The sequence below is a fragment of the Pseudomonas sp. NPDC086251 genome, assembly GCF_044746405.1.
In the GTDB taxonomy this organism is placed as follows: domain Bacteria; phylum Pseudomonadota; class Gammaproteobacteria; order Pseudomonadales; family Pseudomonadaceae; genus Aquipseudomonas.
Genome location: NZ_JBIVBY010000014.1, coordinates 145458 through 169083 on the forward strand (window position 1 = coordinate 145458; position 23626 = coordinate 169083).

A 23626-nucleotide genomic window follows, 5' to 3' on the forward strand; every position below is an offset into this window, starting at 1 on the left:
TGTGGAATCCGAGCGATGAATACCTTGATCGAGGTCCGTGACCTCTCGAAAACCTTCACTCTGCATCAACAGAATGGCGTGGTCCTGAACGTGCTGCGCGGGGTGAATTTCAGCGTGCAGGCCGGTGAGTGCCTGGTGCTGCATGGCCAGTCCGGTGCCGGTAAAAGCACCTTGTTGCGCACTCTGTACGGCAACTATCTGCCAGCGGGCGGCAGCATCCGTGTGCAGGACCAAGGCCGTTGGCTGGAGCTGGTGGGCGCCGAGCCCCGGGACATTCTTCAGGTGCGCAAGCAGACGCTGGGCTATGTCAGCCAGTTTCTGCGGGTGATCCCGCGCGTCGCGTGCCTGGACGTGGTGATGGAGCCGGCGCTGGCTCGCGGCTGGTCCAGATCGCTGGCGCAATCGCGTGCCGAGCTGTTGCTGAGTCGACTGAATATTCCTCAACGCCTTTGGCAATTGGCGCCCGGCACCTTTTCCGGTGGCGAGCAGCAGCGGGTCAACATTGCCCGTGGCTTCATGGTGGCCTGGCCGGTGATGTTGCTCGATGAACCCACCGCTTCCCTCGACGAGACCAATCGCCAGGTTGTGCTGGAACTGATGAATGAAGCGAAAGAGGCGGGTGCCGCGCTGATCGGCATTTTCCACGACCGCGCTGCCCGTGAGGCGGTTGCCGATCGCCATCTCGACATGACCCCTGCTGCCGTGAACCACGAGGAATACGCCGATGCCCGCTGAACAGATCCTCAGCAATGCCCGACTGGTCACCGCTGACCGTGTGTTCCTCGGCACTCTGGTGCTGCGTGATGGCTTGATCGCCGACATCGCCGAAGGCCTCAGCCAGTTGCCCCAGGCGCAAGACCTCAACGGTGATTTCCTGCTGCCGGGATTGGTGGAGTTGCACACCGACAACCTGGAACGGCACATGACCCCGCGTCCCGGCGTGGACTGGCCGTCGACCTCGGCGGTGCTCAGCCACGACGCGCAAATCATCGCGGCCGGCATCACCACGGTGTTCGATGCGGTGTCCATCGGCGATGTGAATCCCAAGGGCAATCGCATGCAGAAATTGCCGGCCATGCTCGAGGCGATCTCCGGTGCATCCGATGCCGGCCTGACCCGCGCCGAGCACCGTTTGCACCTGCGTTGCGAGCTCTGCCATCCCGACACCTTGAGCGTATTCCGCGATCTGGTGGAGCATCCGCTGGTGCAACTGGTGTCGGTGATGGACCACTCGCCGGGCCAGCGTCAATTCGTTCTGGAGTCCAAGTACCGTGAGTACTACATGGGCAAGTACCACCTGAGTACGGCGCTGATGGATGAATTCATCGTCCTGCAGAAGGCCAATTCCCGCGAGTACAGCACCCGCTATCGCGCGGCGATTGTCGAGCATTGCCTGGCGCGTGGCTTGTCGGTGGCCAGCCATGACGATGCGACCCTGGAGCACGTCGAAGAATCGGCGCGCTACGGCATGACCATCGCCGAATTCCCGACCACGCTTGAGGCGGCGCGCGGCTGCCAGCAGTTGGGCATGAGCGTGCTGATGGGCGCACCGAACATCGTTCGCGGCGGCTCTCACTCGGGTAACGTCGCCGCCGCAGACTTGGCCGCTGAAGGGTTGCTGGATATTCTTTCCAGTGACTATTACCCGGCCAGTCTGCTGCAAGCGGCGTTTGCTTTGGCCGCCCTGGACAATCAGTGCGACCTGGCCGAGGCGGTGCGCATGGTCACGTTGGCACCGGCCCGAGCGGCGGGGCTGAGTGATCGCGGCGAGATTGCTGTCGGTTTGCGCGCGGATCTGCTGCAAGCCAAGACTCAAGACGGATTGCCGGTGGTGCAACAAGTCTGGCGACAAGCGAAGAGGGTGTTTTGATGGCGGGCAGGTTGATCTATCTCATCGGCCCTTCGGGTTCCGGCAAGGACAGCCTGCTGGATGCCGCGCGAACGCGATTGGACGAACGCGGTTGCTGCATTGTGCGGCGGGTCATCACGCGTTCGGCGGAAGCCGTCGGGGAGGCGGCGCTGGGCGTCAGTGCGCAACAGTTCGCCGAGATGGAGGCTCGGGGCGCGTTTGCCCTGAGCTGGCACGCCAATGGTCTGGCGTATGGCATCCCTCGCGAAATCGACGAGTGGCTGGCGGCGGGGCAGGACGTGCTGGTCAACGGCTCGCGCGGTCATCTGCCGGCCACTCGCCTGCGTTATCCGAACGTGCTGGTGGTGTTGCTGACCGTGGATCAAGCGGTCTTGCGTCAGCGTTTGCTGGCCCGGGGGCGTGAATCCGTCGCCGAGGTTGAGGCGCGGCTGGCGCGCAATGCCCGTTTCAGCGAGCGCCTGCTCGAAGGCAATGATCCGGCGTTGTGCCTGATCGACAATTCCGGGCCGTTGCAGCACACCGTCGAAACGCTACTGGCCTGCGTCGACGGGCAAGCCGTATGCGCCTGACATTACTGGGCACCGGAGACGCCCGGCAGGTGCCGGTCTACGGCTGCGAGTGCGCGGCCTGCAACCTGGCCCGCAACGATGAACGCCGCAAGCGCCGCCCGTGCAGCGCGTTGATCGAATGCGGCGATCAACGCTGGCTGATCGACAGCGGTCTGCCCGACCTGACCCAACGCTTCCCGCCGCGCAGCTTCAACGGCATCTTCCAGACCCACTATCACGCCGATCACGCCCAGGGGTTGCTGCACCTGCGCTGGGGCCAGGGCCTGGTGATTCCAGTGCACGGCCCGGCGGACCCGGAAGGCCTGGCCGATCTCTACAAACATCCCGGAATTCTCGATTTCAGCCAACCGTTCAACGCCTTCGAAACCCGGCAGTTCGCAACGCTCAGCGTCACGGCGTTACCGCTGCAACACTCCAAACCGACGATGGGTTATCTGCTGGAAGGCGAGGGGCGACGGATCGCTTACCTCACCGACACCGTGGGCCTGCCGCCAGCCACAACAGCCCGGTTGCAACGCGAACCACTGGATCTGCTGGTCCTCGACTGCTCAATGCCGCCGCAGCCCCAAACGCCACGCAACCACAACGACCTGAACCTGGCGCTGCGCTGTATCGAGGCGTTGCAACCGGCGTTGGCGGTGTTGACGCATGTCGGGCATGCGCTGGATGCGTGGTTGATGCAGCACCAGAGCGAGTTGCCGGGGAATGTCAGGGTTGGATTTGATGGGTGTGTGCTTTAGCAGTGGAGTTCAGAGAATGGCCCGATACCGGGTCAATGCCTTGCTCGATTGAACCAGGCCTTGGCGCAGCAAAAGATCAAGGTAGGTGCTGACGTTCATCGGCGGCATCTTTAGCTGCTTTCGTTGGCGTTGCGCCGCCGCGACTACCGCTGCCGGATCCAGGCCAAAGAGGTTGTCAACGAACTCATCAGGATGCTGGGCCTCGATACCAAAAGGCCCCAATGCTGAACAGGGAAAGTCTTTCTGATTGAACGTGACGATGACGCTGGCATTGCAGCGAATGGCGGCTGCCAGCACATGTCGATCATTGATGTCGGGAAGGGTTAATCCTTCGATCAGGTCTTCGTAACCCGCTACACAAGCATCGGGTAAGGCCTGATCCATCAGCTCGGATGTGCGGTTCAATTGTTCTGCAGTGAGATCCAGACGATTTTTCAGCAGATTGCGTTTCCATTCGTTGTGTATCTCCAAAGACCATTTCGCCCTGAAACGCCCAGAGAGCGCGAGCCACATCAGAAAATCTCTCAGGGGCGCGGGGTACAGCACACAGGCGTCATATACAGCGGTAAAAGAGGAGTGCCTCACTCGTATCCTGTCCTTAACGCTTGTGCCTGCTCCGCAAGAAGCGTCATTGCTTGCTCGCTGGCAGTGTCGCGCCGGTTTTTATAGTCCATCAAATCGGCAAAACGCACACGTCGGTGCTTGCCGGTTTTGTGGTAGGACAACTCGCCAGTTTCAAGCAGTTTGATGAGGTGTGGGCGTGAGACGTTGAGCAGGTCTGCTGCCTCCTGGGTGGTCAGTTCGGCGTGAACCGGGACCACTTTCACCGCATTGCCTTCTGCCAGCGCTGCGAGGATATCGACCAGCAATCGAAGCGCCGAGGTCGGGAGTTCGACGCGATGAGCTTCGTTTTGCTCATCGAAAATCTGGATGTGCTGGGTTTCGAATTGAGTGGCAAGGTAAGCCGCCAAGGCACGTTGGCCTTCAATGGCCGCCTTGACTTCGCGCTCCATGGGCAAGTTGATCGGTGGATGAATGACCGTTTGCATGATGATTTCCAATGTTTTGTATGAGCGATGCTGGCAGGCTATTCGAATCAATCGAAAATCGCAATAAACGAAACAATCGAAAAATCAGACCTCTTTTGCCAGCAACCCCTGCACATACTCAACAAACGCCCGGGCCTTGGCGCTGGCCATTCTTCCGGTCGGAAACACCGCCCACAGGTCCTGATTGGCCAGCGTCCAGTCCGTCATTACTGCCCTGACGTCACCGTTGGCCAACTCCGGCGCGAACATCCATTCGGATGCCAGGGTCAGCCCCTGATGGGCCAAGACGGCTGCACGCAGACCCTCGGCGGCGTTGATGCGAATCCTGCCGCTGATGGCGACTGACTGCTCTTCATCGGCCTTCTGAAACTGCCAATGGGCACCGCCACCCAAGGAATAAACGACTGCTTGATGTTTGCCCAGATCGGCAGGGCAGGTGGGCTCGCCGTGCTTTTCAAAATAGGCGGGCGTACCCAGCACCACGCGCCGGCATTCGGCAATCTTGCGGGCAGTGAGGCCTGAATCGCTCTGCGCGCCCAGCCGCAGGGCAACATCGACGCCTTCTTCCACCAGATTGACGTTGCGATCATCCAGCATCAGGTCGATGTTCAGCGCCGGGTTCTGTTCGAGAAATGGCCCCAGGTGCGGAACGATGTGCAGCCGGCCGAAGGTCACGGCGGCGCAGATTCGCAGGTTGCCGGTCAGGCCGCTGGCGGCACCGCGAGCGGCATTGTCGGCTTCATCGGCTTCTTCGATAGCCCGCTTGGCCCGCTCGAAAAAGGCCAGGCCGGCTTCGGTGGGTGTCAGGCCACGGGTGGAGCGCAACAGCAGCCGAACCGCCAGCCGTGTTTCCAGTTGCGCGATGGTTTTCGACACGGCGGGCTGGCCGATATTCAGGCGTCGTGCGGCGGCGGAAAACGAACCGGTTTCCACCACATAGACGAAGGTTTCCATTGCGGCCAGGCGATCCATCGAAAGTCCTTGTGAAGATCAAAATGTGGGAGCGGGCTTGCTCGCGAAGGCGGCGTGTCAGTCGACATCAATGCTGAATGTCAGTCAGCTTTCGCGAGCAAGTCGCACCGCCGCTCCCACATTGGAGGTGTGTTGTCGGTTAGAACTGTAACGGATCACGCCAAGCGCGGCCCGCAATCACACTCTGTAAAACAACCGAGCGTCGTAATCCGCATTTTTGTGCTTGAGTAAAGATAACTCTAGGGTTACTTTTGTTTGGCCGGAGCAAGGAGGCTGGTGGTGCAGAGCAGGTTATTGATCAAGGAACTGATGGAGGCGGGCTGGACGCTGGATAGGGTCACCGGCAGCCATCACATCTTCACTCACCGTTACAACCCATACACGATTCCCGTGCCCCATCCGAAAAAGGATTTACCGATCGGGACGGTCAAAAGCATCAGGAGGCGAGCCGGGCTTTACTGCCCGCAAGCCAGTTACGCAGGAGATCCATAATGCAATATCCAATCTGTATCGAGTGGGGCGACGAGAACACCGCCATCGGTATTCAGATCCCCGATATCCCAGGCGCGGTTACGGCCGGGGATACCTTTGAAGATGCCTACAACGCGGCAGTGGAAGTCGCCCACATCATGCTGCAAGAGATGACGGCGGACGGGGAGCCGATTCCCATGCCGACTTCTGCGGCTGCGCACCGTGGCAATCCAGAGTTTGCCGAGATGGGCTGGGGAATGCTGGAGCTGGACATCTCGCCCTATATGGGCAAGACCGAGAAGGTCAACGTGACGCTGCCCGGCTACGTGATTCAGCGCATTGACCGGTATGTGCGAGAGCACAATGTCAAAAGTCGCTCTTCCTTTCTGGCGGATGCGGCGATGGAGAAGCTGGTTCGGCATTGAGTGGCGTCAGTCAAATCGCCTTCGCGGGCAAGCCTCGCTCCTACAGGTTATTCGCTAACCCTGTAGGAGCGAGGCTTGCCCGCGAAGCTTTTGCCGGTTCACGCGGTAGCGAGCGAACGCTTTTCTGAAACACTCAAAAACCGCAACAACGCCAACAGCGGAAACGCGCTACCCACCATCACGATCCACAACCAGCCGCCATGCTCATACACCGCGCTGGCCACCGAAGAACCAAACGCGCCGCCGATGAATATGCTGGTCATGTACAGCGCATTCAGGCGGCTGCGGCTCTTGGCGTCGAGGGCGTAGACGGCGCGCTGGCCGAGGACCATGTTCATCTGCACGCAGAAGTCGAGGACCACGCCCGTCACCGCGAGGCCAATGACGCTGTAGGCCGGATGGATGAAGGCGGGCAGGAAACTCAGACTGGCAAACAGCAGGGCCAGCAGTGAGGCGACGCGCGTGTGGCCGGCATCGGCGAGGCGACCGGCGATGGGCGCGGCGATGGCACCAATGGCGCCGACCAGGGCGAAGATCGCGATCTGGGTTTGCGACAAGCCATGATTGCGCGCCAGCTCCAGCGGCACGGCGGTCCAGAACAAGCTGAACGTGGCAAACATGCAACCTTGGTAAAACGCACGCTGACGCAAGACCGGTTGTTGACGCAACAGCGTCCACAGCGACCCCAACAACTGGCCATAAGAAGCACTGTGGTCAGGCTGACGCTTGGGAATCGTCAGGGCCAGCACGATGCTGATCGCTGCCATCAACGCCGCCGCAATGACAAACATCGCCCGCCAGCCGAAGTGGTCGGCCACCACGCTGGACACGGGCCGCGCCAGCAGAATCCCCAGCAGCAAACCGCCCATGATCCCGCCGACCACACGGCCACGCGATTCCTCCGGCGCCAAATGCGCCGCCAGCGGAATCAGGATCTGCACCGACACCGAACTGAAACCCACCAGCAACGAGATCAACAAAAACACGTTCGGCTGATCGGTAAACGCAGCGCCCAGCAAACTGGCAATCGCCACCACCGTGGTGATGATCATCAACCGGCGGTTTTCCAGCAGATCGCCCAGCGGCACCAGAAAGAACAGGCCCAGCGCATAACCAATCTGGGTCAAGGACACGATGAAACTGGCCATGGTGCTGGTCAGGCCGATGTCCGGCGCGATCAGGCCGATGATCGGTTGGGCGTAATAGATGTTGGCGACGATCGCGCCGCAGCAAAAGGCGAACAGCAGCACCATGCCTCGGGTCATTGTCGCGGTGCCATGGGGCACCTGGGTTGCTGGGTTCATAACGTGTCTCGCTGAACAGAAGGAATGCACGCAGGCTAATGGGCTGACCGGAACGGCGGAAGTGGGATTGGAGTGATAGCAATCATTCCTTTGCGGAATGAGTGACGGACGTCTGTGATGTCCCTCGGTGAACCTTGCGTCAAAACGTTGAGGTCTGATGATACATTCACTTACATCTAGTTCGATAGCGTGCTTATGTTGTCTCTTCACGATTCTCAACCGGAAGGCACTTCCATGAACGCGATGTTCCGTCACCTGATTCGCGGCGTTTCAGCGATTACTTTGATCACCTTGTTCACGGTGGGTCTCGCGCAGGCTGCTGACGCGCCGGGCACGCGCCTTGGCGTGCGCGGCGAGATCACCGGCGTGAGCCCGGACGTGTTGAAGGTCCACGTCAACAGCGGCGAAAACGTGGTGATCAACCTGACCCAGGACACCAAAGTCCGCGCCGTTACCTTGGCCAATATTGAAGACATCAAACCTGGCAGCTACATCGGCTCGGCCGCCGTCCCACAGGAGGACGGCACCCTCAAGGCATTGGAAGTCCACGTCTTCCCACCGGAACTGGCCGGCAGCGGCGACGGCCACCGACCGTTCGATCTGGCCAAGGGCAGCAGCATGACCAATGGCAGCGTCGGTGATCTGGTGGTCAGCAACGGCCGGGTGTTGACCGTCAATTACAAGGGCGGCCAGCAGAAGATCCTGGTGCCGGAGGACGTGCCGATCGTCAACCTGGTGCCGGGGGATCGCAGCTTGCTGAAAGTGGGGGTGAAGATCGTCACGTTCGTCACCCAAAACGCTGACGGCACACTGACCGCGCAATCCATCTCTGCCGGCAAGGACGGTGTGACACCACCGATGTAACGCTGACCTGCAATCCTGCAGTAACACCGCGTTATCGTTCTTCGCGAGCAAGCCCGCTCCCACATTTGATCTTCAGCGGACACAAATTTGTGTTCAACAGAGATCAAATGTGGGAGCGGGCTTGCTCGCGAATGCGAAGTGTCAGGCAACAGATAATCGACTGGACGACAGCCATCGCGAGCAGCCGAGTCCGCACAAAAAAGGCGACCTTCTCAGGTCGCCTTTTCATTGTCACTCAGGAATTACTGGCCGCTGTAGATCTGGTCAAAAACCCCACCATCATTGAAGTGAGTCTTCTGCACCGTGCGCCAGTCGCCAAAGGTCTTCTCTACCGACAGGAAATCAACTTTCGGGAAACGATCGGTGTACTTGGCCAGCACCGCCGGGTCACGCGGACGCAGGTAGTTAGCCGCCGCAATTTCCTGACCTTCCGGCGACCACAGGTACTTCAAATATTCCTCGGCTGCGGCGCGAGTGCCTTTCTTCTCGACGACTTTGTCGACCACCGATACCGGTGGCTCCGCCTCGGCGGAAACGCTTGGGTAGATCACTTCGAACTGATCGCGGCCAAACTCACGGGCAATCATTTCCGCTTCGTTTTCGAAGGTCACCAGCACGTCGCCGATCTGGTTGGTCATGAAGGTGGTGGTGGCTGCGCGGCCGCCGGTGTCCAGCACAGGCGCTTGCTTGAACAGCTTGCCGACGAAGGCTTTGGCCTTGTTCTCGTCACCGCCGTTCTTCAGCACATAACCCCAGGCCGAGAGGTAGGTGTAGCGGCCGTTGCCCGAGGTTTTCGGGTTCGGCACGATCACCTGCACGCCGTCCTTGAGCAGGTCAGGCCAGTCTTTCAGGGCTTTCGGGTTGCCTTTACGAACGATGAACACCGTCGCCGAAGTGAACGGCGCGCTGTTGTTCGGCAGGCGTGTTACCCAATTGTCCGGGACCAGTTTTCCGTTGTCCGCCAGGGCATTGATGTCGGTGGCCATGTTCATGGTGATGACGTCAGCCGGCAAGCCATCGATGACCGAACGCGCCTGTTTGCTGGAGCCGCCGAAGGACATCTGCAAGGTGATGTTTTCGTTATGCTCGGCTTGCCAGTGTTTCTGGAACGCAGTGTTGTAGTCCTTGTAGAAATCGCGCATCACGTCGTAGGAAACGTTGAGCAACGTCGGTGCGGCCTGAGCCACGCTGGTCAGTGCCAGGCCAGCGGCCAGAAGTGAGGCGCCAAAGAGTTTTTTCACTGCGAATTCCTTGTTCTATTTAAAAATGAGGCAATTTGCCAGCGACTATAACTGGGCTCGCATAGTCCTTTAAAGATTAAAAAGCACTTTGCTTATTCCAGTTTCTTGAACAGTGCATTACCGCACCGGGAGCAAAATGCGGCGCCGTGTTCGTGGCTGTTCTTCTTGCACACCGGGCAGTCGTGTTGCAATTGTTCGCCGCGCATGGCGTTGGCCAATTCGGCGGTGAAGATGCCCGTCGGCACGGCGATGATCGAGTAACCGGTGATCATCACCAGCGACGAAATCACTTGGCCCAAGGGCGTCTTCGGCACGATGTCGCCAAAGCCCACGGTGGTCAGCGTCACGATGGCCCAGTAGATGCCTTTGGGAATGCTGGTGAAGCCGTGTTCCGGACCTTCGATCACGTACATCAGGGTGCCGAACACCGTGACCAGCGTGCAGACGCTGACCAGGAACACCACGATTTTCTGCTTGCTGCCGCGCAACGCCGCCATCAAGTAATTGGCTTGCTTGAGGTACGGGCTGAGCTTGAGCACGCGGAAAATCCGCAGCATCCGAATGATCCGGATGATCAGCAAATATTGCGCATCGGCGTAATACAGCGCGAGGATACCGGGCACGATGGCCAGCAAATCCACCAGCCCGTAAAAGCTGAACGCGTAGCGCAACGGCTTGGGCGAACAGTACAGGCGCAGGCCATATTCGATGGCGAAAATGACGGTGAAGCCCCATTCGATGTACGCCAGCACGTTGGCGTAGTTCTGGTGAATGCTGTCAATGCTGTCGAGCATCACGATCACAATGCTGGCGAGGATGATCAACAGCAGAATGCCGTCGAAGCGCCGCCCGGCCTTGGTGTCGCTCTGGAAAACCATGACGTAAAGCTCTTCACGCCAGTTTTTGCTGCTGTCCATGGAAAACGCCTGAACCGAGAATCAGCGAAGCCTAGGTTGATTCTCCCCGGTAGCGCAAGGCGCATCGGCGCCCGTGGCTTTACCGAATACTTGGACAGCCGTGCGGATCAGCCAGCAGGCGAGGATGAACGGCGCGGTCAGCGTGGGCAGGCCGATGGCGGCAAACATGGGCGTCAGCCACAGCGCGAAGGCAATGCCGACCAGTGGCAGCCACGGCTGCTGGCGCTGTGAGCTGAAGGCCAGGGCGGCGAGTACGGCGTTATAGCCGCCCAGACCGAGCAATGCCGTGTAGAAGTCGTGGTGCAGCAGGCTCCAGCCCATGCCCGCGACAGACGCGAACAACGCCCAGCAGAAGGCACGGCGATCAGCGATCAGCAAACCGGCGGCAATCATCGCACCGGCCAGCGGATGACCGAGGAACATCACCTGGCTGATGCCTTTGAGGGGAGCGGCGAGCATGTTCAGCGTGTTGATTTCGATCAAGTGCGCCTGTGTCGAGGGCGTGGCGAAGCACAGCAACAACCAGCTCAGCCCCACGAATGGCGTGGTGTAGGCGGGCAGGTATTGGCTGATTCGGGCGCGCTTGAGCCATTGCTGGGTGAGCATCGCGCTGAGGCCGCCCGCGGCCAGAATCAGCGGCGGCATCATCGCCGACCAGGGGAAATACAGACTCAGCAGCAGACCGAGCAACACACCGTTGTAGCTGAACAACCCGGCCTGACGATCAGCCTTGGCATAGTTGCGGCGTTGCGCGGTGAGCAACCCGGCGACACCGCCGAGCAATGCACCGCCCAATAAGGCGGGTGCGGTAAACAGGATGGCGCTGAGGCACAGCAGACCGCACAGCGGATTGCGCTGGAGGAATATTTGACTGAAGCCGTTAAGCAAAGCTTCCGCCCAATCGGGGCAGTGGGTGTTGAAATGGTTGGCAGGCATTTTTATCTATGTCAGGGGGGACCGTGTCATCGTTCTTCGCGGGCAAGCCTCGCTCCTACAGACAGCCCGGCTCCCGTAGGAGCGAGGCTTGCCCGCGAAGGTGCCGGTGAGAGCGCTAAATCAACGTCTCGATGCGCAAAGAGTTAGTCGACCCCGGCTGCCCAAACGGCACACCCGCGGTGATCAATAATGTGTCGCCACGCTGCGCCATGCCCTGCGCCTGTGCAATCTCCAGCGCCGTCGAACACACCTCATCCACCTGCCGCAGCCGATCGTTGACCACCGAGTGCACGCCCCAAGCCACCGTCAAGCGGCGAGCGGTCTGCAGGTTCGGCGTCAGGTTCAGGATCGGCACCGTCGGCCGCTCCCGCGCCGCACGCAAACTCGAGGTACCGGACTCGCTGTAATTCACCAGCACCGCCACCGGCAGCACATTGCTGATGCGACGAATCGCACAGCTGATGGCATCGGAAACAGTCGCCTCGGCTTTCGGCCGACTCACGTCCAGTTGCGCCTGATAGTCCGGGCCGTTTTCCACCTGGCGGATGATCTTGCTCATCATCTGCACCGCTTCCAGCGGGTACTCTCCGGACGCGGTTTCTGCCGACAGCATCACCGCATCGGCACCTTCGGCCACGGCGTTGGCCACGTCAGTGACTTCGGCGCGAGTCGGGGCCGGGGAGAAGCGCATCGACTCGAGCATCTGCGTCGCCACCACCACCGGTTTACCGAGCTCGCGGCACCTGCTGATAATGTTTTTCTGAATCTGCGGCACGCTTTCGGCCGGCACTTCCACGCCCAGATCACCGCGCGCGACCATGATCGCATCGCTCAACTCGGCGATCTCGCGCAGCTGAGTCACCGCCGAGGGTTTCTCGATCTTGGCCATCAAGAAGGCTTTATCACCGATCAGTTCGCGCGCCTCGCGAATGTCTTCCGGACGTTGCACGAACGACAGCGCCACCCAGTCCACGCCCAGCTCCAGGCCGAAGCTCAAGTCGCGACGATCCTTGGCGGTCAGCGGGCTCAGTTCCAGCACCGCTTGCGGCACGTTCACGCCTTTGCGGTCGGACAGTTCCCCGCCATTGAGCACCGTGGTGTCGATGGCGTCGGCGTACTTGGTGATCACCCGCAGGCGCAACTTACCGTCGTCCAGCAGCAGGTCCATGCCCGGCTCCAGCGCCGCGATGATCTCCGGGTGAGGCAGGTTGACCCGGCGCTCATCGCCCGGCGTCGGATCCAGGTCCAGGCGCAGGGCCTGACCGCGATGCAACTGCACTTTGCCCTGAGCGAACTTGCCGACCCGCAGTTTCGGGCCTTGCAGGTCCATCAGAATGCCCAGCGGATAATTCAGCTGGCGTTCGACTTCACGAATCCACTGATAGCGCTGGGCATGGTCGGCGTGATCGCCGTGGCTGAAGTTCAGGCGGAAGATGTTGACCCCGGCCTGCACCAGCTCACGAATGTCATCGATCCCGTCGATGGCAGGGCCGAGGGTGGCGAGGATTTTGACCTTTTTATCAGGCGTCATTTTTTGTGCTCTCGAGAATCAGGATGGCGCGGAAGTCGTTGACGTTGGTGCGGGTCGGCTCGGTGACGATCAAGGCGTCCAGCGCCTCGAAATAGCCGTAGCCATTGTTGTTGTCCAACTCGTCGCTGGCGCTCAGGCCGAGGGCGGCGGCGCGGGCGTAGCTGTGCGGGGTCATGATCGCGCCGGCATTGTCTTCGGAGCCGTCGATGCCATCGGTATCACCGGCCAGCGCGTAGACGCCGGGCAGGCCTTTGAGGCTGTCGGTCAGGCTCAGGAGGAATTCGGCATTGCGTCCGCCACGGCCATTGCCGCGCACGGTGACGGTGGTTTCGCCGCCGGAGAGAATCACGCACGGCGCCGCCAGCGGCTGGCCGTGCAGCACGACCTGACGCGCGATGCCGGCGTGAACCTTGGCCACCTCGCGGGATTCGCCTTCCAGATCACCGAGGATTAGCGGGCTGAAACCGGCCTGACGGGCTTTCACCGCAGCGGCTTCAAGCGACTGTTGAGGGCGGGCGATCAGTTGGAAATGACTGCGCGCCAGGCTCGGATCACCGGGTTTGACGGTTTCCGATTCCGGGCTTTGCAGCCAGTTGCGCACCGAGGCCGGGACTTCAATGTTGTAGCGCTTGAGGATCGCCAGCGCTTCGGCGGAGGTGCTCGGGTCGGCCACGGTGGGGCCGGAAGCGATGACGGTCGCGAGGTCGCCCGGCACGTCGGAAATCGCGTAGGTATACACAGTGGCAGGCCAGCAGGCCTTGCCGAGACGACCGCCCTTGATCGCCGAGAGGTGCTTGCGCACGCAGTTCATCTCGCCGATGGTGGCGCCGGACTTGAGCAAGGCTTTGTTGATTGATTGCTTGTCGGCCAGGGTGATGCCTTCGGCCGGCAGTGCAAGCAGAGCAGAGCCACCGCCCGAGAGCAGGAAGATCACGCGGTCGTCTTCGGTCAGATTGCTGACCAGTTCGAATACGCGCTTGGCAACGGCCTGTCCAGCCGCGTCAGGCACCGGGTGAGCCGCTTCGACCACTTCGATTTTTTCGCAGGGGGCGCCGTGACCGTAGCGGGTGACCACGAGACCGGACACGTCACCCTGCCAGCAACGCTCGACCACCTGAGCCATGGCTGCCGCGGCTTTGCCGGCGCCGATGACGATCACCCGACCGCTGCGATCTTTGGGCAGATGGGCTTCGAGGACGTGCTGCGGATGGGCGGCGTCGATGGCTGTGGCGAACAGCGCGCGCAGGAATTGTTGCGGATCGACCGACATGGCGGGCTCCCGGAATTCTTGTTATTTGAAGGGCAACTCGGTTCCTTGTGGGAGCGGGCTTGCTCGCGAAAGCGGTGTGTCAGTCAACCTATTCATTGACTGGACAGCCGCCTTCGCGAGCAAGCCCGCTCCCACAGGGTTTTGTGCAGGGCTTACTTATCGCGAATCGAGAAGTTCGCCATGTGTTCCAGGCCCTTGATCAGCGCCGAGTGGTCCCAGTTGCTGCCACCGATGGCCGCGCAGGTGCTGAACACTTGCTGGGCGTTGGCGGTGTTCGGCAGGTTAATGTTCAGTTCCTTGGCGCCTTGCAGGGCCAGGTTCAGGTCCTTCTGGTGCAGGCTGATGCGGAAGCCTGGGTCGAAGGTGCCCTTGATCATGCGTTCGCCGTGCACTTCGAGGATCTTCGACGAAGCAAAACCGCCCATCAGCGCTTCACGCACTTTGGCTGGATCGGCACCGTTTTTCGCCGCGAACAGCAGGGCTTCAGCCACGGCCTGGATGTTCAGCGCAACGATGATCTGGTTCGCCACTTTCGCGGTTTGACCGTCGCCGTTGCCGCCGACCAGGGTGATGTTCTTGCCCATCGACTGGAACAGCGGCAGCGCGCGTTCGAAGGCGTCGGCATCGCCGCCGACCATGATGCTCAGGGTCGCCGCCTTGGCGCCGACTTCACCGCCGGACACCGGCGCGTCGAGGTACTGCGCGCCTTTCTCGTTGATCTTGGCCGCGAAGGCTTTGGTGGCGGTGGGCGAAATCGAGCTCATGTCGATGACGATTTTGCCTTTGCCAACACCCGCCGCAATGCCGTCGGCGCGGAACAGCACGTCATCGACCTGCGGGGTATCCGGCACCATGACGATGATGAATTCGGCTTCTTGCGCGACTTCTTTCGGGTTCGCCAGCGCGACCGCGCCAGCGGCGATCAGGTCGGCCGGGGCAGCATCGTGGTGCGCCGACAGGAACAGGCTGTGACCGGCTTTCTGCAGGTTCAACGCCATTGGGTGGCCCATGATGCCGGTGCCGATAAATCCGATTTTAGCCATGAGAAAATCCTCTTGTTTTATTGCTCTGTTCGCAAAATTCGTGGGGTGTCAGCGAGGACGCCTTCGCGGGCAAGCCTCGCTCCTACAGACAACCCGGCCCCCGTAGGAGCGAGGCTTGCCCGCGAAGAACGATGACGCGGTCCCTGATCAGATCGCGTTATGGGTTTTCAGCCAGCCCAAACCCGCTTCCGTGGTGGTCAGCGGCTTGTATTCACAGCCAACCCAACCCTGATAGCCGATGCGGTCCAGGTGTTCGAACAGGAAGCGGTAGTTGATTTCTCCGGTGCCCGGTTCGTTGCGTCCTGGGTTATCCGCCAATTGCACATGATTGATTTCGCTCAGGTGCGATTGCAGGGTGCGGGCCAGGTCGCCCTCCATGATTTGCATGTGGTAGATGTCGTATTGCAGGAACAGGTTGGCGCTGCCGACCTGTTCGCGAATCGACAGGGCTTGCGCCGTGTTGTTCAGGTAAAAACCCGGGATGTCGCGGGTGTTGATCGCTTCCATCACCAGTTTGATGCCCGCCGCTTGCAGCTTGTCGGCCGCGTACTTGAGGTTGGCGACGAAGGTTTTTTCCACGCTGGCAGCGTCGACGCCTTGTGGACGGATACCGGCCAGGCAGTTGACCTGAGTGTTGCCCAGCACGTTGGCGTAAGCGATGGCCAGGTCGACCCCGGCGCGGAATTCTTCAACCCGGTCCGGCAGGCACGCGATACCGCGTTCGCCCTTGGCCCAGTCACCGGCTGGCAAGTTGAACAGCACTTGAGTCAGACCGTTGGCGTCGAGCTTGGCTTTGATGTCGGCGGAGCTGAAGTCGTAAGGGAACAGGTATTCGACACCACTGAAGCCGGCCTTGGCGGCCGCTTCGAAGCGGGCAAGAAAATCCTGCTCGGTAAACAGCATGGACAGGTTGGCTGCGAAACGCGGCATGGTGGTCTCCCATATATGTGAGGTCCCTTGTGGGAGCGGGCTTGCTCGCGAAGGCGGAGTGTCAGTCGACATCAATGGTGAATGTCAGACCGCCTTCGCGAGCAAGCCCGCTCCCACAGGGGGAGCGGTCAGCTGTTAGTCCAGCAGCGAAATGGCAGTCGGCGCATCGTTGCCGACCAGTGCCAGGTCTTCGAATTCGTTGACGGCGTTGATCTCGGTGCCCATGGAAATGTTGGTCACGCGCTCCAGGATGATCTCGACGATCACCGGCACCTTGAACTCTTCGATCAGCTCCTGAGCCCTGCGCAGGGCAGGCTGGATCTGAGCCGGTTCGAACACACGCAGCGCCTTGCAGCCGAGGCCTTCAGCCACTGCGACGTGGTCGACCCCGTAACCGTTGAGTTCCGGTGCGTTCAGGTTGTCGAAGGACAGCTGCACGCAATAATCCATGTCGAAACCGCGCTGCGCCTGACGGATCAGCCCCAGGTACGAGTTGTTCACCACCACGTGGATGTACGGCAGCTTGAACTGCGCGCCCACCGCCAATTCTTCGATCATGAACTGGAAATCATAGTCGCCCGACAACGCCACGACCTTGCGGGTCGGATCAGCCTTGACCACGCCCAGTGCCGCCGGAATGGTCCAGCCCAGAGGGCCGGCCTGACCGCAGTTGATCCAGTGACGCGGCTTGTAGACGTGCAGGAACTGCGCGCCGGCAATCTGCGACAGACCGATGGTGCTGACGTAGCAGGTGTCTTTGCCGAACACCTGGTTCATCTCTTCGTAGACGCGTTGCGGCTTGACCGGCACGTTGTCGAAGTGAGTCTTGCGCTGCAGGCTGGATTTGCGCTGCTGGCAGTCTTGCAACCAGGCGCTGCGGTTTTTCAGCTTGCCGGCGGCTTGCCATTCGCGAGCGACTTCGATGAACACGGTCAGCGCGGCAGCGGCGTCGGAAACGATGCCCAGGTCCGGGGTGAACACGCGGCCGATCTGGGTCGGTTCGATGTCGACGTGAATGAACTTGCGGCCCTCGGTGTAAACGTCGATCGAACCGGTGTGGCGGTTGGCCCAACGGTTACCGACACCCAGCACCAGGTCAGACTTGAGCATCGTCGCATTGCCGTAGCGGTGCGAGGTTTGCAGGCCCACCATGCCGACCATCAACGGGTGATCGTCCGGGATGGTGCCCCAGCCCATCAGGGTCGGGACCACCGGGATACCGGTCAGCTCGGCGAACTCCACCAGCAATTCGCTGGCGTCGGCATTGATGATGCCGCCACCGGCGACCAACAGTGGGCGCTCGGCCTGGTCGAGCATGGCCAGGGCCTTCTCGATTTGCACACGGTTAGCGGTGGGCTTGGCCAGCGGCAGTGGCTCGTAAGCGTCGATGTCGAATTCGATTTCGGCCATCTGCACGTCGAACGGCAGGTCGATCAGCACGGGGCCTGGGCGACCGGAGCGCATTTCATAGAAGGCTTTCTGGAACGCGTAAGGCACCTGGCCCGGTTCCATGACAGTGGTCGACCATTTGGTCACTGGCTTGACGATGGCGGTGATGTCGACCGCCTGGAAGTCTTCCTTGTGCATACGGGCGCGGGGTGCTTGCCCGGTGATGCACAGGATCGGGATCGAGTCGGCCGAGGCGCTGTAAAGCCCGGTGACCATGTCCGTGCCGGCAGGGCCGGAAGTGCCGATGCACACGCCGATGTTGCCGGCCTTGGTGCGGGTGTAACCCTCGGCCATGTGCGAGGCACCTTCGACGTGGCGCGCGAGGACGTGATCGATGCCACCGACCTTCTGCAAGGCGGAGTACAGCGGGTTGATCGCGGCGCCCGGGATGCCAAAAGCGGTATCAACCCCTTCGCGGCGCATCACCAGAACGGCGGCTTCGATTGCTCTCATTTTGCTCATGGTTTTGTGCCTCTTACGTTTTGTAATTGTATACAAGTGGCTTTGCGCAGAGTGTATTCACGGCGGACGGCGCAGGTCAATCCATTTTCTCAAGCGACTGTTTCATTCGTCGGAAGCCTATTGGACTGTGGCTTTTCGTCGCATGTGGCGCTTTTCGTGAGTTATTGTATACAAAAAAATAACTCATTGTGTTCTATTTGTTGCATCGGACTTCTGAACAAAAAGAAGGCCAACGGCTTTCCCTATAACAAAATGAGGACAGCACCATGAGCGCTTTAACCTTGAAAGTCGCCGTCAACCTGACCAGTCAGGCCATCGCCGCAGGGCGTGCAATTTCCGCAGCGCCTTTGACCATCGCCGTGCTCGATAGCGGCGGACACCTGATCTCCCTGCAACGCGAAGACGGTGCGAGCCTGCTGCGCCCGCAGATCGCCATCGGCAAAGCCTGGGGCGCCATCGCCCTGGGCAAAGGCTCACGCCTGCTGGCGCTGGACGCGCAACAACGCCCGGCGTTCATCGCCGCGTTGAACAGCCTGGGGCAGGGCAGCGTCGTGCCGGCACCAGGTGGAGTGCTGATTCGCGATCAGGACGGCAACGTGCTGGGGGCGGTGGGTATCAGCGGCGATCTGTCGGATGTTGACGAGCAGTGCGCGATCAATGCGATCGAGGCGCTGGGGTTGCGGGCGGATGCGGGGGTGACGGCTTGATCTGCGGCGCCTGATCTATCGCTTTCGCGAGCAAGCCCGCTCCCACATTGGATTTGTGTACGGCACAGATCCAATGTGGGAGCGGGCTTGCTCGCGAAGGCGATCCTCCCGACACATCCGGCTAAAAGTCTGCCCCACACTCAAGTGTTAACCGGTCTAGCCTTTTCATGACTTGATCATGAGGAGGGCAAAGGAATGCCTGGGCTGTCATCTTCACATCGGCTGCGCATTGGTCGCTACGCCGAACAAAACCGCATCTATCTACTGACTGCCAACACCCTCAAGCGCGAACCTGTTTTTAGAGATTACGCCTTGGGCCGGATGGTTGTGCATCAATTCAGGCAAGCACAGGAGCAAGGGTTTGCCGACTCCTTGGCCTGGGTTGTCATGCCGGATCATTTCCATTGGCTTGTTCAATTGCAAAAAGGGTCGCTGGGCCAGTTGATGTGCCAAGCGAAATCCCTTAGCGCTCGATCAATCAATGCCGCGACGGGCAGGGCCGGGAGTTTGTGGCAGCAGAGTTTCCATGATCATTCTTTGCGGCAAGAAGAAAGTTTGGTCAGGGTTGCGCGGTATGTGGTTGCGAACCCATTGCGGACAGGGCTGGTCAAAAAACTTGGCGATTATCCGTTGTGGGACGCCATTTGGATTTAGTTTCGGGACCGAGTTGCCCCCTTCGCGAGCAAGCCCGCTCCCACACTTGATATACGTCGTACATAAATCCAATGTGGGAGCGGGCTTGCTCGCGAAGGGGGCACCGCGGTCTACCGATCCGGCTCACACCCCTTCAGCACCAACCGGATAATCGTCTGCGCCGCCGCTTCATAGTCCTCTTCATCGAGTTTGGCCTTGCCGGTAATCGCGGTGATCTGCCAGTCGAAGTCGGCATACGTCTGCGTCGCCGCCCAGATGCTGAACATCAGGTGGTTGGGGTCGATGGGGGCGATCTGGCCGCGGTCGATCCAGGTCTGGATGCAGTCGATGTTGTGCTTGGCCTGGCCGTTGAGCTGTTCGACCAGGTCGGCGCTCAGGTGCGGAGCGCCGTGCATGATTTCGCTGGCGAACACCTTGGAGGCAAAGGGCAAGTCGCGGGAGATGCGGATTTTCGAGCGAATGTAGCCGCTCAGCACTTCGCTGGGCACGCCGTCGGCGTTGAACGGTGTCGACGCCTGCAGGATCGGCTCGATGATACTTTCAAGGACCTCGCGGTAGAGGTTTTCCTTGGATTTGAAGTAGTAGTAGACGTTGGGCTTGGGCAATCCCGCCTTGGCTGCGATGTCACTGGTTTTGGTCGCAGCGAAGCCCTTGTCGGCAAATTCTTCACTGGCGGCACGCAGGATCAGTTGTTTGTTGCGCTCGCGTATGGTGCTCATAAACCAGGGGGTTCCTTGCCTGTTCTGGCGGTTGCGCATGGTAGCACCGGCCTCGCGCGGCGCTCAAGAATGCCCCACCACGCGTTGGGCCGCGCTATGCTGCGCGGCATTCACTGAAGAAGGAAACCCGATTCATGGCAGGAAGCAGTTTGCTGTTGCTGATCGACGACATTGCCGCGGTACTCGACGATGTGGCGTTGATGACCAAAATGGCCGCCAAGAAGACCGCGGGCGTGCTCGGCGACGATCTGGCGCTCAACGCCCAGCAGGTTTCCGGTGTGCGTGCCGAACGCGAAATCCCGGTCGTATGGGCGGTGGCCAAGGGTTCGTTCCTCAACAAACTGATCCTGGTGCCGTCGGCGCTGGCCATCAGTGCTTTCATTCCATGGCTGGTCACACCGTTGTTGATGATTGGCGGCGCTTACCTGTGTTTCGAAGGGTTTGAGAAGCTCGCCCACAAATTCCTGCACAGCCAGGCCGAAGACCAGGCCGAACATGCCGAACTGGTTGAGGCCGTGGCCGATCCAGCGGTCGATCTGGTGGCGTTCGAGCAGGACAAGATCAAGGGAGCTATTCGCACCGACTTCATCCTCTCGGCGGAAATCATCGCCATCACCCTGGGCACCGTGGCGGGCGCGTCGCTGACGCAACAAGTCATCGTGTTGTCGGGGATTGCGATCGTCATGACCATCGGCGTCTATGGCCTGGTCGCCGGGATCGTCAAGCTTGATGACCTCGGCCTCTGGCTGACCCAGAAACCCGGGCAGATGGCCAAAAGCATTGGCGGCGGGATTCTGCGTGCAGCGCCGTACATGATGAAAAGCCTGTCGGTGATCGGTACGGCGGCGATGTTCCTGGTCGGCGGCGGGATTCTGACCCACGGCGTGCCGGTGGTGCATCACTGGATAGAAAGCGTCAGTGCCGGGGCGGGAGGTGCCGGGTTTATCGTGCCGACGTTGCTCAATGCAGTGGCGGGGATTGTGGCGGGTGCGGTGGTGTTGGCGGGTGTGATGGTTGTCAGCAAGATCTGGAAGTCAGTCAAAAGCTGACGCTTGAAATACGATCAAATGTGGGAGCGGGCTTGCTCGCGAAAGCGGTTTTACATTCAACACATTCGTTGACTGACACAGCGCTTTCGCGAGCAAGCCCGCTCCCACATTGGTTTTGTGGTGTTTGAAAGACCTCATATAAAAAGGCCATTCGATTTGCATCGAATGGCCTTTTTTGTTGCCGATGGATTTACTCGGCGATCTGCAGCTTGCGTGACTCGGTGTACACGTAACGCACTTTCTCGTACTCGAACGGCGAGTTCAGCTGGCCGTAGCGGAAGCTGGTCTGGTAGCGCTTGTCGATGCTACGCAGGACCCAGATCTCCGGGTGGTTTTCGCTGACTTCGGCGACGTTCAGGAAGTTGATCGCGTTCTCGGCGGTGAAATCCACTGCCAGGCCACCGGTGTCGCGAATGTTCGACGGTCCGAGGATCGGCAGCACGAAGTAGGCGCCGCCTGGTACACCGTAGAAGCCCAGTGTCTGGCCGAAGTCTTCGCTCTGGCGCGGCAGGCCCATGGCGGTGGCCGGATCCCACAGGCCGGCGATGCCAATGGTGGTGTTGAGCAGCAGCCGCCCGGTGATTTCCATCGAGCGCTGGCCTTTGAACTGCAGCAGGCTGTTCAACAGGTTCGGTACGTCACCGAGGTTGTTGAAGAAGTTGCTGACGCCGGTGCGCAGGAAGCTCGGGGTGATGTAGCGATAGCCGTCAACCACGGGCAGGAACACCCATTGGTCGAAGCGGTAGTTGAAGTGATAAACCCGACGGTTCCACTCTTCCAGTGGGTCGTAGACGTTCAGCGCGTTGAGCGTCGAACGCTCGAACTCGCGCTGATCCAGCCCCGGGTTGATTTTGAGTTTGCTCAGCGGCTCCTTGAAGCCGTCGGCGTCGATCACAACCGGCGCGTTGGCTTTGCTGTTGTCGGCATTGGCGACGCCTGCACAGAGTAACGCTGCGATAAGCAGGAGGTATTTAGCCACGGAAGAACTCCAGCATGGCGTCGCTGTTGACGCGGTAGTTTAGGTTGCCGCAGTGGCCGCCCAGTGGATAAACGGTCAAACGATCGCCGAAGGTCTTGCGCAGGAAACCGAGGTCGCCAGGGCCGAGGATCACGTCGTCGGCGTTGTGCATGACGGCGATTTTCGGGCTGTCGTGCAGGTAGTCCTTCAGCGCATACAGGCTCACCTGGTCGATCAGTTGCAGCAGGCTGCCGCCGTCGGTGCGGGCGCGCCACATCGGGATAACCTGCTCGGTGATGTAGCAGTCGAAATCGCACTGCAGCGCACGCTTGAGGAATGGCGTGAGGCTGGTGCCTTCGGTGATCGGGTATTTCGGTGGCGTGATGAGCCCGCGACGGTTGATCAGGTCCGAGGTGAAGGCGATGTCGGCCGCCGAAAAGCGGAACGAGGTGCCGATCAACATGGCCATCTGTTCGTTGGTCAGGTGTTGCTTGGACTGCTGGAAGTCATAGAGCAGGGCATCGTTGAGGTCGATGTAGCCCTTCTGCTGGAAGTAGCGGGTCAGTTTGTTCAGCACCAGTTCATAGAAAGTGGTGCTGTTGTTGATGCCCTTGACCTCGGTCTGGACCAGCTTGTCCAGGTTGGTGATCGAGGTGTAGAGGTTGACCGGCGGGTTGAGCAGCAAGACTTTCTTGAAGTTGAAGCTGCGACGGGTTTCGTCCAGATGCGCGACGAATGCCGCATCGAGCGCGCCCAGGCTGTAACCGGTCAGGTAGTAATCGGTGACCGACACATCCGGATTCTGTGCCCGCACGGCCTGCATCACCCGGTACATGTCTTCGGCGTCTTCCTTGGTGATGCCCGGGGTGGCAAAGCGTGAGGCGGCGCTCATGAAGTCGAAACTGGTCGGCGACGACAGTTGCACCACGTGGTAGCCAGCCTTGTAGTAGAGCTTTTTCAGGTATTCATTGAGGCTGCTGTCGTAGCGCGCGCCGGTGCCGGCGATCAGGAAGATCAGCGGTGCGGCTTTGTCCTGGGTGGCGATGCGGTAGGTGAGTTTCTTCACCGGCCAGAAGTTGTCGGGCAGATCGAATGCGCGCTCTGGGCGCAACGTAACGCTCCGTGTCTGCTGATCGATGTCGTCGTCCAGCGGCAACTCCGGACGCAGGTCCGGCGGCGTTGTGGCAATGGTCGCCTCGAACGGGTTGGTCAAGGGGTAGCCATAACTGGCGGCGTCGATGTCGACGGCCAGTGCGGACGCACTCAATATAAGGCCGCCAAACAGGGCGGCGAAGCGCAAGGAACGGAGCATGACTAGATCCCTTAGAGAAAGGTGCCAAATGAAGTTCGCAGGCTATGACCACGGGCTGTGCGCCAAAGTGCCATGCTTCGGCACCAATCAGGCCTAATTTCGGGGTAATAGTAGACGGACGATACACTTTGCAGCTATTTCGTGGCCATTTATCTGTTGCGCGCGTTTGCTTGGCGTCGCCGGG

The 23626-nt window shown here is 60.2% G+C and carries 25 protein-coding genes; 10 read left to right on the plus strand and 15 right to left on the minus strand.

The window, feature by feature from the left end:
• Positions 1-15 precede the first annotated feature (15 nt).
• Genes phnL through phnP form a run of 4 tightly spaced genes read left to right on the plus strand, consistent with a single transcriptional unit; the run spans position 16 to position 3179 of the window.
• Complete coding sequence (gene phnL / locus ACIPL2_RS18405) at positions 16-735, plus strand: phosphonate C-P lyase system protein PhnL (RefSeq protein WP_401358390.1); 720 nt, start codon at positions 16-18, stop codon at positions 733-735.
• Positions 725-1870, plus strand: a complete 1146-nt coding sequence (locus tag ACIPL2_RS18410) for an alpha-D-ribose 1-methylphosphonate 5-triphosphate diphosphatase (RefSeq protein ID WP_401358392.1) — start codon at positions 725-727, stop codon at positions 1868-1870. Before phnL ends, ACIPL2_RS18410 begins: the two co-directional genes overlap by 11 nt.
• Positions 1870-2439: a phosphonate metabolism protein/1,5-bisphosphokinase (PRPP-forming) PhnN gene (gene phnN, locus ACIPL2_RS18415; RefSeq protein ID WP_401358393.1), complete on the plus strand. Its 570-nt coding sequence runs from the start codon at positions 1870-1872 to the stop codon at positions 2437-2439. Before ACIPL2_RS18410 ends, phnN begins: the two co-directional genes overlap by 1 nt.
• Entirely contained in the window at positions 2430-3179 is a 750-nt protein-coding gene (gene phnP, locus ACIPL2_RS18420) for a phosphonate metabolism protein PhnP (protein WP_401358394.1), read from the plus strand. Before phnN ends, phnP begins: the two co-directional genes overlap by 10 nt.
• Before the next feature lie 9 nt (positions 3180-3188).
• On the opposite strand, the gene ACIPL2_RS18425 is transcribed toward phnP, so the two are convergent.
• The 3 genes from ACIPL2_RS18425 to ACIPL2_RS18435 all read right to left on the minus strand — a co-directional run bounded on the left by ACIPL2_RS18425 (position 3189) and on the right by ACIPL2_RS18435 (position 5200).
• A complete protein-coding gene (locus ACIPL2_RS18425) occupies positions 3189-3764 on the minus strand; it encodes a PIN domain-containing protein (RefSeq protein ID WP_401358395.1) in 576 nt (191 codons plus the stop codon).
• Complete coding sequence (locus ACIPL2_RS18430) at positions 3761-4228, minus strand: helix-turn-helix domain-containing protein (protein WP_401358396.1); 468 nt, start codon at positions 4226-4228, stop codon at positions 3761-3763. The genes ACIPL2_RS18425 and ACIPL2_RS18430 overlap by 4 nt, the downstream gene beginning before the upstream one ends.
• Before the next feature lie 84 nt (positions 4229-4312).
• The gene (locus tag ACIPL2_RS18435; RefSeq protein WP_401358397.1) at positions 4313-5200 is read right to left on the minus strand and encodes a LysR family transcriptional regulator; all 888 of its coding nucleotides are present in this window, start codon (positions 5198-5200) and stop codon (positions 4313-4315) included.
• A gap of 279 nt (positions 5201-5479) precedes the next feature.
• Here ACIPL2_RS18435 and ACIPL2_RS18440 point away from each other — a divergent pair, with 279 nt between their 5' ends.
• Together ACIPL2_RS18440 and ACIPL2_RS18445 are read left to right on the plus strand one after the other, a co-directional pair.
• Positions 5480-5692 carry a type II toxin-antitoxin system HicA family toxin gene (locus ACIPL2_RS18440; RefSeq protein WP_401358399.1) on the plus strand — a complete coding sequence of 71 codons (213 nt, stop codon included), beginning with the start codon at positions 5480-5482 and terminating at the stop codon, positions 5690-5692.
• Positions 5692-6096, plus strand: coding sequence for a type II toxin-antitoxin system HicB family antitoxin (locus tag ACIPL2_RS18445; protein WP_401358401.1), 405 nt, complete (start codon positions 5692-5694; stop codon positions 6094-6096). Before ACIPL2_RS18440 ends, ACIPL2_RS18445 begins: the two co-directional genes overlap by 1 nt.
• Before the next feature lie 98 nt (positions 6097-6194).
• On the opposite strand, the gene ACIPL2_RS18450 is transcribed toward ACIPL2_RS18445, so the two are convergent.
• Positions 6195-7400: an MFS transporter gene (locus ACIPL2_RS18450; RefSeq protein WP_401358403.1), complete on the minus strand. Its 1206-nt coding sequence runs from the start codon at positions 7398-7400 to the stop codon at positions 6195-6197.
• Between the two features lie 234 nt (positions 7401-7634).
• Here ACIPL2_RS18450 and ACIPL2_RS18455 point away from each other — a divergent pair, with 234 nt between their 5' ends.
• Positions 7635-8264, plus strand: coding sequence for a hypothetical protein (locus ACIPL2_RS18455; RefSeq protein ID WP_401358404.1), 630 nt, complete (start codon positions 7635-7637; stop codon positions 8262-8264).
• Positions 8265-8506: 242 nt separating this feature from the next.
• Here ACIPL2_RS18455 and ACIPL2_RS18460 read toward each other — a convergent pair whose 3' ends face one another.
• The 8 genes from ACIPL2_RS18460 to gcl form a co-directional block, all read right to left on the minus strand.
• Positions 8507-9505 carry a sulfate ABC transporter substrate-binding protein gene (locus tag ACIPL2_RS18460; protein ID WP_401358405.1) on the minus strand — a complete coding sequence of 333 codons (999 nt, stop codon included), beginning with the start codon at positions 9503-9505 and terminating at the stop codon, positions 8507-8509.
• Between the two features lie 92 nt (positions 9506-9597).
• Positions 9598-10422 (minus strand): ion transporter, encoded by an 825-nt coding sequence (locus ACIPL2_RS18465; RefSeq protein WP_401358406.1) that lies wholly within the window; start codon positions 10420-10422, stop codon positions 9598-9600.
• A gap of 21 nt (positions 10423-10443) precedes the next feature.
• Entirely contained in the window at positions 10444-11358 is a 915-nt protein-coding gene (locus tag ACIPL2_RS18470; RefSeq protein ID WP_401358408.1) for an urea transporter, read from the minus strand.
• A 115-nt stretch (positions 11359-11473) separates the two neighbouring features.
• A complete protein-coding gene (gene pyk / locus ACIPL2_RS18475) occupies positions 11474-12889 on the minus strand; it encodes a pyruvate kinase (protein WP_401358409.1) in 1416 nt (471 codons plus the stop codon).
• Entirely contained in the window at positions 12879-14159 is a 1281-nt protein-coding gene (locus ACIPL2_RS18480; protein WP_401358411.1) for a glycerate kinase, read from the minus strand. The genes pyk and ACIPL2_RS18480 overlap by 11 nt, the downstream gene beginning before the upstream one ends.
• A gap of 152 nt (positions 14160-14311) precedes the next feature.
• Positions 14312-15202 (minus strand): 2-hydroxy-3-oxopropionate reductase, encoded by an 891-nt coding sequence (locus ACIPL2_RS18485; protein WP_401358412.1) that lies wholly within the window; start codon positions 15200-15202, stop codon positions 14312-14314.
• A gap of 147 nt (positions 15203-15349) precedes the next feature.
• On the minus strand, positions 15350-16132 hold the full coding sequence (gene hyi, locus ACIPL2_RS18490; protein ID WP_401358413.1) for a hydroxypyruvate isomerase: 783 nt from the start codon (positions 16130-16132) through the stop codon (positions 15350-15352).
• Positions 16133-16267: 135 nt separating this feature from the next.
• Positions 16268-18043, minus strand: a complete 1776-nt coding sequence (gcl, locus tag ACIPL2_RS18495; protein ID WP_401358414.1) for a glyoxylate carboligase — start codon at positions 18041-18043, stop codon at positions 16268-16270.
• A 266-nt stretch (positions 18044-18309) separates the two neighbouring features.
• On the opposite strand from gcl, the gene ACIPL2_RS18500 reads away from it, so the two are divergent.
• Positions 18310-18750, plus strand: a complete 441-nt coding sequence (locus ACIPL2_RS18500) for a heme-binding protein (protein WP_401358415.1) — start codon at positions 18310-18312, stop codon at positions 18748-18750.
• A gap of 195 nt (positions 18751-18945) precedes the next feature.
• Positions 18946-19404, plus strand: coding sequence for an REP-associated tyrosine transposase (locus ACIPL2_RS18505; protein ID WP_401358416.1), 459 nt, complete (start codon positions 18946-18948; stop codon positions 19402-19404).
• A 110-nt stretch (positions 19405-19514) separates the two neighbouring features.
• Here ACIPL2_RS18505 and ACIPL2_RS18510 read toward each other — a convergent pair whose 3' ends face one another.
• Positions 19515-20123 carry a TetR/AcrR family transcriptional regulator gene (locus ACIPL2_RS18510; RefSeq protein WP_401358417.1) on the minus strand — a complete coding sequence of 203 codons (609 nt, stop codon included), beginning with the start codon at positions 20121-20123 and terminating at the stop codon, positions 19515-19517.
• A 134-nt stretch (positions 20124-20257) separates the two neighbouring features.
• Between ACIPL2_RS18510 and ACIPL2_RS18515 the strand changes: the two genes are divergently transcribed.
• Positions 20258-21172, plus strand: coding sequence for a DUF808 domain-containing protein (locus ACIPL2_RS18515; protein ID WP_401358418.1), 915 nt, complete (start codon positions 20258-20260; stop codon positions 21170-21172).
• A 190-nt stretch (positions 21173-21362) separates the two neighbouring features.
• Here the strand turns inward: ACIPL2_RS18515 and ACIPL2_RS18520 are convergent, their stop codons facing one another.
• Together ACIPL2_RS18520 and ACIPL2_RS18525 are read right to left on the minus strand one after the other, a co-directional pair.
• On the minus strand, positions 21363-22151 hold the full coding sequence (locus ACIPL2_RS18520) for a VacJ family lipoprotein (RefSeq protein WP_401358419.1): 789 nt from the start codon (positions 22149-22151) through the stop codon (positions 21363-21365).
• Positions 22144-23442 (minus strand): serine/threonine protein kinase, encoded by a 1299-nt coding sequence (locus ACIPL2_RS18525; RefSeq protein WP_401358420.1) that lies wholly within the window; start codon positions 23440-23442, stop codon positions 22144-22146. The genes ACIPL2_RS18520 and ACIPL2_RS18525 overlap by 8 nt, the downstream gene beginning before the upstream one ends.
• Between the last annotated feature and the right edge of the window lie 184 nt (positions 23443-23626).